Here is a 9,290-nt window from a genome sequence, read left to right on the forward strand (position 1 = left end):
CCTGCCGCCGGCGTTGTCGGAAGCGCCGGCCGCGGTGATCCGCATCGGCCGAGATCCCGGCGCTCCCGGCATCCAGGGCACAGACACTCGGCTCGGCATCCCGCGCACCAGCCGGCGCAGGAGGCCATCGAGCCGACCGAGGACGCCCCCTTTCCGCCAGGCAGCGACGACGCCGGTCGGCGGCACACCGGAAACACACAGAAGCGAACGGAATCAGTGCGCCGCCGGGCCCGGTCGGCTACGGCGGTGGCGACGACCGGCAGATCACCGTCCCGACCGTCCATGTTGCCGCGGGCGATGGTCACACCGGATGAGCAGGCGCCCGGTCCGCTGCCTGTGGTGCCGGCGGGGGCCGTCGTACCGCGTGATTTTCCCACCCGACGCCCCTGTCGTCCGGTTCCTGGTTGAATGCATACTTCACGCAGCGAAGTGGTGTCCGGTTTGTTCCAGGGGAACGGCGCCCGGCGAAGGGAGAAGCCGATGTCAGTGCACCGCCCGACGGACGGATCCCGGCCGGTGGCCGAGGAGACCTGGGAACTCGCCTCCGGCCCGGTGCGCGAACTGACCGGTTCCGCCGTCCACGACCCCGAACTGCTCCGCCGGATCGCCGCGTTCGAGCGGTCGGACCTGGAGTCGGTCTCGTTCCTGTGGTATGGCAACGGCCGGTGGGCGCGCTGCCGGATCCGGCGCGGGCCGACCGTCACGGTCGCCCTCCTTCTGCTGGACGGTCCGCCGGCCGGGCTGACGGCCCGGGAGGTGGACGTGGTGTCGCTGGTCGCGCTGGGGTTGTCCAACCGGGAGATCTCCAGCCGGCTCGGCACCAGTGTGCGAACGGTGACCACTCAGGTGGAGCGGCTGCTGAGGAAGACGGGGCAGGAGTCGAGGGCCGGGCTCGGCGCGATGGCCGTCGACCGTGAGCTGGTGCGGCTGCCGCTGCCCGGTGGGGTGGACCGCGGGTCCGGGATCAGGGTGCTCGACCTGGAACGGCTGGCCGCCGACGAGCCGTCGCGCCCCTCGGGGCTGCGCCGGGTGAGCGGCGGCCGGCGTCCGCTGCGGGTGGGCACCATCGCGCTCGGCGGCGCGTTCGCCGTCGACGGCGAGGAGACCATCCGGGGCGCGTCGCTCGCAGTGCGGGACGTCAATGCGCCGGCCTGGGAAGGGGGCCGGCCGGTGGAACACGTGATGGTGGCCATCGACCCGCTGTCGGAGGTGTCCGTACGGGCGGGGCTGGCGATGCTGGTCGAGCAGGACGTCGACGCGATCACCAGCAGTTACGCCAGCGCGTTCAGCCCGGCGGTGTTCGACTTCGCGGCGGACTACGGGCGGATTTTCCTGCACACCAACTCCTGGACGCACAGTGTGGACGCCGTCCGGTCGGCGCCCGCGCGCTACCGGCACGTCTTCCAGAGCTGCCCGTCCGAGAACGCCTACCAGGCCGCGCTGATCGCGCATCTGCGCGCGCACACGGCGGGGCGGTGCGGGCGGGGCCGGCTGGCGGTGATCGAGCTGGACGGTTACGGCTGCTCGATCACCGGCGCCGGCTTCAGCGCCCGGGTGAGCGAGGTGGGCTGGGCGGTCACCGCGGTCGCCCGGGTGGGTTTGTCGGTGCGGGACGCCGACGCGGTGGCGGCGGAGGCGCTCGGGGACGGAGCGGACCTGGTGGTGGTGTCACACGTGTCCCCGAAGACCGCCGCCCAGGTGCAGAACGCCCTCACCCGGGCCCGTCCGGGGCAGGAGTCGTACCACATCTACACCCCGTCCTTGCCGGGGTTCGCCCGATATCTGGAGCCTGGGGGCGGCGGACTCACCTGGTCCACGGTGACCGGGCGGTCCGACGACGCGCTCGGTCAGCGGTTCGCCGAGGCGTACACCCGGCAGTTCGGTGTCCCGCCGGGGTGGACCCAGGCCAGCGCCGCCTACGACCAGGTACGGATGCTGCACACGGCGGTGTCCGTGACCGGGTCGCTGCGTCCGGCGGTGATCGGTGAGTATCTGCGGTCGGAGGCGTACCGGGGCGTGAACGGGACGTATCTGTTCGCCTCTCCCGGGCAGTTCGCGGCCGGTTTCCCCTACGACTCCACCGACCTCGGCCTGGCGCAGCCGACCCTCACCTACCGGATGTCCGGCAGCCGTCAGGAGTCGGTGCCGCTGTCCGCCTGAGCGGGCGTCGCCGCGGTCTCCGCCGGGACGGGCACCCGGTCCCCCGTGCCGGCGAAGAAGCCACGGCAGTCCAGGACCCGGCGGGGTGTGGAGCAGGGGTGGCCGAGGGCGAGGTGCAGCACCGCGTCCTCCGGTTCCACGATCACGCTGGCCACCGTGGAGCCGCGGTCCAGTTCTGCGTCGCGCGGGTTCGGATGACAGCACAGGGAGTCCGGGTGTCCCGCGTGGTCGGCGAGGATCCGGTGCCAGCCGGCCACCGACGGCTCGGGGGTCGAGGCGGCCAGTTCCAGCGCCCGCTCCCGGCGGAACACGGTGTCCTGCATCACCCGGGGGCCGTGGTCGAGGGCGTCGGCCGGGTCGAGGGCGTCGAAGTGGTTGGCGTGGACGAGCAGTCCGCCCGGCCCGGCCCGTCGTACGCCGATCGCCTCCGGTCCGCCCGGCCTGGCCTCCACATCGATGCCCCGGCCCGCCTGGACCAGCAGGTAGTTGGCCGAGGAGGCCCGGGGAGCGGCGCGCAGCAGTTCCTCGCCCTCCCTGACGGATCCGGCGTCCAGCAGGGCCCGCAGCAGCAGGTGGTACGGCATGCCCGGCTCGCCCCGGTCGATCGAGGTGACCAGGGCGTTGGTGAGGACGGTCAGGCCGGCCGCGTTCACACCGAACTTGGCCAGCAGGCCCGCCTCCACCACCGACACCCAGCGCGGGCCGGTGCTGGGCGCCGCCTCCAGGACGACGATGGTGCCGTGGGCGAAGGGGATCCAGTCCCAGTTCTGGCCGGCCAGGGTGCGCGGACCGCGCAGGTCGCAGAAGGAGGTGCACTCGCCGCGCCCCGGGAGACCCGAATCGGAGCCGGTGCCGTCGGCCGCGAGTTTGCGGGCCTTGCCGGAGAAGAGGATCTCAGTGCGCAGGTTGAGAGCCAGAATGTCGGCGAACCGGGCGCCCGCGCCGTCGGCGACGCCCTGGATCTCCTCCAGCAGCCGGGGGTCGAAGGCGTCGATCACCGGGACGAACCGTTCGGCGAGGTCGGCCGCTTCCCGCCAGGTGAAACCGGCGAAGGTGGCGTAGACACGTTCGTAGTGGGCGAGCGAGAGCTGTACGCGTCCGGCCGCTGCCCTCCCGTACTGCCGTCCTCGCTCGGCAGGGCCGCCGTGGACGCGGACGGTCGGGGGGAGCGGGGGCGCGGCCGAGGTGTCGGCCGGGGGCGTGTTCATGCGGCGCTCTGGCCTCCGTCCACGGGGACGGCCGTTCCGTTGACGAAGGAGGCGGCGTCGGAGGCGAGGAAGAGGCACAGCCGTGCCACCTCCTCGGCCGTCCCGGTGCGTCCGACGGGGATACGGCGCACGACCTCACGGAAGGCGTCCGGGTCCTGGGTGACGGTGGTCATCGGGGTGTCGATGACTCCGGGCAGGACGGCATTGCAGCGGACCTCGTCGGGTCCCCATTCGACCGCGAGCTGCCGGGCGAGGGAGACGACGGCGCCTTTGCTGGCACTGTAGGCGGCACTCGGCTCGCCCGCGTCGCCGCGCACCGCGCCGATGCTCGACAGCAGGACCACGCTGCCCGGTCCGGGAGCGGCGGTCATCCGGCGGCCGGCCGCGGCGGCGACGAGCAGGGAGCCTCGCGCGTTGATGCCGAGCACGGCGTCCCAGTCGGCGGCGGTAGTGCGCACGGCGGGCTTGAAACGGTAGACGCCCGCGCAGTGCACGACGGCGGTGGGCGCCATGCCCTCCCACAGGTCGTCGGCGACGGCGAAGGCGGCCTCAACCGATGTCTCGTCGGTGACGTCGCAGCGGACAGTACGCACACCGTCCCGGGTGCAGGGCCGTTCGGGTCCGGTCAGGTCGAGGCCGGCGACGGACCAGCCGGTGCGGGCGGCGAGCAGGGCGGTGGCCCGGCCGATCCCGGATCCGGAGCCGGTGACCACCAGCCGCTGGGGGTGCGGCGGGGCGGCGTGGGTGTCAGTCATGAGGTGTAGAGCCCTCCGTTGACGTTGACGGTGTGGCCGGTGATGTAGTCGGCCCCGTCGAGCAGGTAGCGGATCGCGTCGGCGACGTCCTCTCCGGTGCCGTGCCTGCCGAGGGGCACGGAGGCGGCCAGGACGGAGCGTTCCTCGTCGAAGGTGTGTCCACTGCGGCGGGCCCGGTTGCCGATCTCCTCACGGTGCATCTCGGTCATGATGTAGCCGGGGGCGACGGCGTTGACCATGCAGTGCGGGGCCATCTCGACGGCGAGGGTGCGCATCAGAGAGTGCGCGGCGGCCTTGGATGCGCTGTATGCGCCGGCGCCCGCGGTGGCGACCTGGGCGAACAGCGAGGCCAGGACGACGATCCGGCCGGGACGCGGTCCACGCTCCAGCTGTGTCCGCAGGGCACGAACGCAGTTCAGGACGCCGAAGAAGTTGATGTCGAGGACCTGCCGGATCTCGGCGTCGGGGGTGTCGAGCAGCGCGGCCTCGGGGCCGCCGACTGCCGCGTTGGCGACCAGGGCGTCGGCGCCGTTGTAGACCGAGGCGACGACGGCGGCCAGCCGCTCGGCGTCCTCGGGGCGGGAGACGTCGGCGATGACCCCGGTGGCGTACCGGCCGGAGGGGTCGAGGGTGCGGGCCGCGTCCACGACCTCGGCGCCGAGGTCGGCGAGGACGACCCGCCAGCCCTCGGCGACCAGCCTGCGGGCGGTGGCGTGGCCGATGCCGCGCGCCGCGCCGGTGACCACGGCGGTCCGGCCGCGCGGATGCGCCGCCGAACGGACCGGGGCCGCCCTGGCGATCGTGCCGTCGTTGTCGTCGGTCCGGACGTCGAGGCCGGTCATGAGGTCTCCGCCGGGGCCGGGGTGGCGGCGTGTGCGCGGTCGGCGATCTCGGCGCCGCGCGCGAACCAGATCCCGTCGTCGGCGCGCAGCGCCGCCAGGAAGCGTTCCAGCATGCGCAGTCGTCCGGGCCGGCCGATGATCTGCGGATGGACGGTCAGGACGGCGAGTCCGCCCTGGTCGTGGACGGCGTCGCACTCCTCCTGCCACAGCTCGGCGACCTCGCGGGCGGAGCGGATCGTCCGGTCCCAGCTGGAGGTGTCGAACCAGAAGTGTGGGGCGTCGTCGAGGATCCAGTGCACCGGCAGCTCGGCGATGTGGTGCGCCGGGTGCCGGTAGGGCGCGGTCGCGTCCATCAGGTTGGAGGCGTAGTCGAGCCCCTGTTCGACCAACAGGTCCAGGGTGTTCGGGCTGGTGTCCCAGGAGGGTGACCGGTAGCCGCGGATCCGGGGAGCGAAGCGGCGCAGCACGTCCAGTCCGCGACCCAGCTCGTCGGCCTCCTCGTCACGGCTCATCAGGTGCGGGGAGCGGTGCGTGAACCCGTGGTGTCCCAGTTCATGGCCCCGTGCGACGATGGACTCCACCGCGCGCGGGTGACGTTCCGCGTCGCCTCCGCAGACGAAGAACGTCGCCGGCACATCCAGGCGGGACAGTATGTCGAGAATTTCCGGTAGCGCCCGTTCCACGCCGTACCGGGCCTGGGACAGCACTCCGGGCCGTGCCGCGTTGGCCGGGTCTTCGGCGAGCCAGATCTCCTCAGCGTCGAAATCGACGGTCAGCGCCATCGCGGCGCGGCTGCCAGGCGGCCACATAAGAAAATTCCTCTCGCTCTGCGTGAATCGCGTGCAGATCCGAGGAACACACTAATGCTCGGGCCGGTTGCGGGAATTCCGTAATCTTACGTACGGGCGGTGGCGGTCCGTCCGGCACACGACCGGGAGGAAAACGCCTGCAGGAGGCGTACGTAAAGATACGTATATGGCTCCGGTGCGGGATTTGCCACCCTACGGACATCCCCATGAACCCCCGTTGAAGCAACGGCGACGGAGAGCGACCATGCCGGTGTCCCCATCCACGAATCAGCAGCCTCAGGCTCAGCTCACACGAGTCCTGCGGCTTCCCGCGATCGTCCTGTTCGGCCTGACCTACATGTCCCCGGTGGCGGTCTTCACCACCTACGGGATCGTCGACGAGCAGACCCGCGGCCACCTCCCGGCGGCCTATGTGCTGGCCCTCGCGGTCATGCTGCTGACGGCGCACAGCTACGGCCGTATGGTCCGCGCCTTCCCGGAGGCGGGATCGGCCTACAAATACGCGCAACGAGCCTTCGGTGGGCACGTAGGATTTCTCACCGGCTGGGCCCTGATGCTCGACTATCTTTTCCTGCCGATGATTTCCTTCCTGCTCGCCGGAATTTATTTGCACGCGCAGTTCCCGGCGATTCCCCAGCAGGTGTGGAGTATCGGACTTCTACTGATCGTCCTTGCCTTCAATATCCTCGGTGTGAAATTCCTGAGCCGGGTGACCGCGGTCATCATGGGAGCCACGGCGGTCCTGCTGTTCCTTTTCATCCTCCTGGCCGGCACAAAGACCCAGGCCTCTCCTGGCCAGATGTTCGACTCCTTTGTGCCGGGGTCGGGCCAGTGGTCGCTGCTCACCGGGGGCGCGGCGATCCTCGCACTGGGCTTCCTGGGCTTCGACGCAGTGTCGACGCTCGCCGAGGAGGCCCATGATCCCCGGCGGACCGTGCCTCTGGGCATCCTGCTGACCACGGTGATCGGCGGTCTGCTGTTTGTGCTGATGGCCTGGCTCGGCGAGTTGGTGCGGCCGGGCGGCGGCTTCGCCGACCCCGACTCCGCGGGTGCCGAGCTGATGAACTCGGTCGGCGGCGCGGCCCTTGGCACCGCGTTCACCTTCATCTACGTGCTGAATTGCTTCGGGTCCGCGATGGTCTCGCAGGCCAGCGTCGCCCGGATCATCTTCTCTATGGGGCGTGACGGTGTGCTGCCGCGCCGCCCGTTCGGCAATCTGCACCCGCGCTTCCGCACCCCCGTGGGGCCGCTGGTGCTGGTGTCGCTGGTGGCCGTGCTGTCGGCGGTGCTGAGCCTGAACGACGCGGTGGTCATGGTCAACTTCGGCGCCCTGGCCGCGTTCTCTATGGTCAACCTCAGCGTAATCAAGCACTGTCTGTACCGTCGCGGCCACATCACGCCGCTGTCCTGGCTCCTGGACGGCCTGCTGCCGACGCTCGGCTTCCTCAGCACGGTCTGGCTGTGGACCAGCCTGACCGGTACGACGTTCACGGTGGGCCTGATCTGGATGGCGGCGGGCATCGTCCTGCTGGCCGTGATCACCCGGGGCTTCACCCGCAGGCCGCCGGAACTGCGGATGGACGAGGGCGAGATCGACGCGGAGGGTGAGGCCGGTGCCGACACCGTCGGCGGCACGGGCGCCGGCGCACCCGCCGGGGTCACTGCGCACGCCCTGCGCGCGGACCGCAAGGGCCCACTCACCTGATCCCGAACGCCACTTGATCCCGTACGCCACATGCCCCCGTACGTCGCCTGATCCTGTACGTCGCGTGATCCCTTACGCCCCTTCCTGGAACGGAACACCGCACGCCCATGAGCAACAGCCTGTTCGACCCGCTCACTCTGCGTTCCCTCACGATTCCCAACCGGATCTGGATGGCATCGATGTGCCAGTACAGCGCGGCACCCGAGGGCCCCGGAACCGGCGCCCCGGACGACTGGCACTTCGCGCACCTCGCCTCCCGGGCCGCCGGCGGGGCCGGGCTGATCCTCACCGAGGCCACGGCGGTGACGCCCGAGGGCCGGATCACCCCCTACGACCTCGGCCTCTGGAACGACGAGCAGACCCGGGCGTTCCGCCGGATCACCGCCTTCCTCAAGGCCCAGGGCACGGTGCCCGGCATCCAGCTCGGACACGCCGGCCGCAAGGCGTCCACCGAACGCACCTGGGTCGACGACGGCGCCCCCATCCCACCGGGCCACGGCCACGGCTGGACCCCGGTCGCCCCGAGCCCGATCGCCTTCGACGACGCGTCGACCGTGCCCCGGGAACTGAGCATGCCGGAGATCAAGGCACTGGTGGAGGCATTCGCCGACGCGGCCCGCAGGGCGCTGGACGCCGGGTTCGAGGTCGTGGAGATCCACGGCGCCCACGGCTACCTCCTCCACCAGTTCCTCTCCCCTGTCAGCAACCACCGCACCGACGCATACGGCGGCTCGTTCGACAACCGCGCCAGGTTCGCCCTGGAGGTGTTGGACGCCGTGCGCGCGGTGTGGCCGGAGCACCTGCCCGTGCTCTTCCGGGTCTCGGCGACCGACTGGCTCCAGGAGAGCGGCCGACCGGAGCCGGGGTGGACGGCGGACGACACCGTGCGTCTGGCGCGGGAGCTGCGCGCCCACGGGGCGGATCTGCTCGACGTGTCCACCGGCGGCAACCTCCCCGACGCGGACATCTCCGACTCCCCCGACTACCAGGTGCCGTACGCCGAGCGGGCGCGCACCGAGGCCGGCATCCCGGTCGCCGCGGTCGGCCGGATCACCGCGCCGCGCCAGGCCGACGCCATCGTCGCCGGCGGGCGGGCGGACGCCGTGCTGCTCGGCCGGGAACTGCTCCGCGACCCCTACTGGCCGCGCCGGGCGGCCCGTGAGCTGGGCGGCGAGGTGACCACGCCGGTGCAATACCTGGCGGCCCCGTAGCAGGCGGCTTCCCGCGCCGCCGAACGGCGTCCTTGTGCACGGTGTCGCCCGGCCGCGCGTAGGCGAGGAGTGCGCCGAACTTCGGGCGCTGGAGCGGGTGGAGGCGACTGGAGGTGCCTGAGTCTTCCTCAAAGACGACCGAGTGCTCGATCCCGGCTTCGTCCAGGAAGAACCGTTTGCCCACCGGGGTGTCTACACCCCGGCGCGGTGCACCAGGCCGTTCAGGATGAGGGCGAGGCCCGCCTCCAACGCCGACTCGTGATCGATCACCCGCATGTCGGCCGGTAGATCCGCGCCGTCGCCCGGGTCGGCTGCGGGGCCGGGCACTACGCGGCCGAACTCCTGGCGGGTGGTGCCGAGGTGGTCGGAATCGACGGCAGCGCGACTCTGCTGAGTCATGCGCGGAAGCGACTGGGCGACCGGGCCGAACTGCGCATCCACGATGCGGAGACACCGCTGGACTTCATCGGCGACGCGTCGTTCGACGGAGTCGTGTGCGCGTTGGCCTCGATTCTTCCGCAGCCTGATCGTGTTGGGTGATCCGGTGGTTTGCCCTGGTTCGTCTCGCCGGTGCGGACGTGGGGCCGTCGCATGACGTTG

General features: G+C 71.4%; 9 protein-coding genes. 4 read left to right on the forward strand and 5 right to left on the reverse strand.

Annotation, left to right across the window (positions count from 1 at the left end; genetic code table 11):
- Positions 1 to 480: 480 nt before the first annotated feature.
- On the forward strand, positions 481 to 2,160 hold the full coding sequence (locus ABT245_RS45115) for an ABC transporter substrate-binding protein (RefSeq protein WP_351746786.1): 1,680 nt from the start codon (positions 481 to 483) through the stop codon (positions 2,158 to 2,160).
- Here the strand turns inward: ABT245_RS45115 and ABT245_RS45120 are convergent.
- Genes ABT245_RS45120 through ABT245_RS45135 form a run of 4 tightly spaced genes read right to left on the reverse strand, consistent with a single transcriptional unit; the run spans position 2,133 to position 5,774 of the window.
- The gene (locus tag ABT245_RS45120; RefSeq protein WP_351746789.1) at positions 2,133 to 3,368 is read right to left on the reverse strand and encodes a C45 family autoproteolytic acyltransferase/hydrolase; all 1,236 of its coding nucleotides are present in this window, start codon (positions 3,366 to 3,368) and stop codon (positions 2,133 to 2,135) included. The two genes, ABT245_RS45115 and ABT245_RS45120, sit on opposite strands and share 28 nt — an antisense overlap.
- On the reverse strand, positions 3,365 to 4,123 hold the full coding sequence (locus ABT245_RS45125) for an SDR family NAD(P)-dependent oxidoreductase (protein WP_351746792.1): 759 nt from the start codon (positions 4,121 to 4,123) through the stop codon (positions 3,365 to 3,367). The genes ABT245_RS45120 and ABT245_RS45125 overlap by 4 nt, the downstream gene beginning before the upstream one ends.
- Complete coding sequence (locus ABT245_RS45130) at positions 4,120 to 4,965, reverse strand: SDR family NAD(P)-dependent oxidoreductase (RefSeq protein ID WP_351746794.1); 846 nt, start codon at positions 4,963 to 4,965, stop codon at positions 4,120 to 4,122. The genes ABT245_RS45125 and ABT245_RS45130 overlap by 4 nt, the downstream gene beginning before the upstream one ends.
- Positions 4,962 to 5,774 (reverse strand): polysaccharide deacetylase family protein, encoded by an 813-nt coding sequence (locus ABT245_RS45135; protein ID WP_351746797.1) that lies wholly within the window; start codon positions 5,772 to 5,774, stop codon positions 4,962 to 4,964. The genes ABT245_RS45130 and ABT245_RS45135 overlap by 4 nt, the downstream gene beginning before the upstream one ends.
- Before the next feature lie 244 nt (positions 5,775 to 6,018).
- Here ABT245_RS45135 and ABT245_RS45140 point away from each other — a divergent pair, with 244 nt between their 5' ends.
- Positions 6,019 to 7,479, forward strand: a complete 1,461-nt coding sequence (locus ABT245_RS45140; RefSeq protein WP_351746800.1) for an APC family permease — start codon at positions 6,019 to 6,021, stop codon at positions 7,477 to 7,479.
- Positions 7,480 to 7,586: 107 nt separating this feature from the next.
- Positions 7,587 to 8,690: an NADH:flavin oxidoreductase/NADH oxidase gene (locus ABT245_RS45145; RefSeq protein ID WP_351746803.1), complete on the forward strand. Its 1,104-nt coding sequence runs from the start codon at positions 7,587 to 7,589 to the stop codon at positions 8,688 to 8,690.
- Positions 8,691 to 8,882: 192 nt separating this feature from the next.
- On the opposite strand, the gene ABT245_RS45150 is transcribed toward ABT245_RS45145, so the two are convergent.
- Positions 8,883 to 9,089, reverse strand: a complete 207-nt coding sequence (locus ABT245_RS45150; protein WP_351746806.1) for a hypothetical protein — start codon at positions 9,087 to 9,089, stop codon at positions 8,883 to 8,885.
- Between ABT245_RS45150 and ABT245_RS45155 the strand changes: the two genes are divergently transcribed.
- On the forward strand, positions 9,033 to 9,230 hold the full coding sequence (locus tag ABT245_RS45155) for a class I SAM-dependent methyltransferase (RefSeq protein ID WP_351746808.1): 198 nt from the start codon (positions 9,033 to 9,035) through the stop codon (positions 9,228 to 9,230). The two genes, ABT245_RS45150 and ABT245_RS45155, sit on opposite strands and share 57 nt — an antisense overlap.
- Positions 9,231 to 9,290: the final 60 nt, after the last annotated feature.

This window comes from Streptomyces sp. NPDC001508 (assembly GCF_040298665.1).
Taxonomy (GTDB): domain Bacteria; phylum Actinomycetota; class Actinomycetes; order Streptomycetales; family Streptomycetaceae; genus Streptomyces.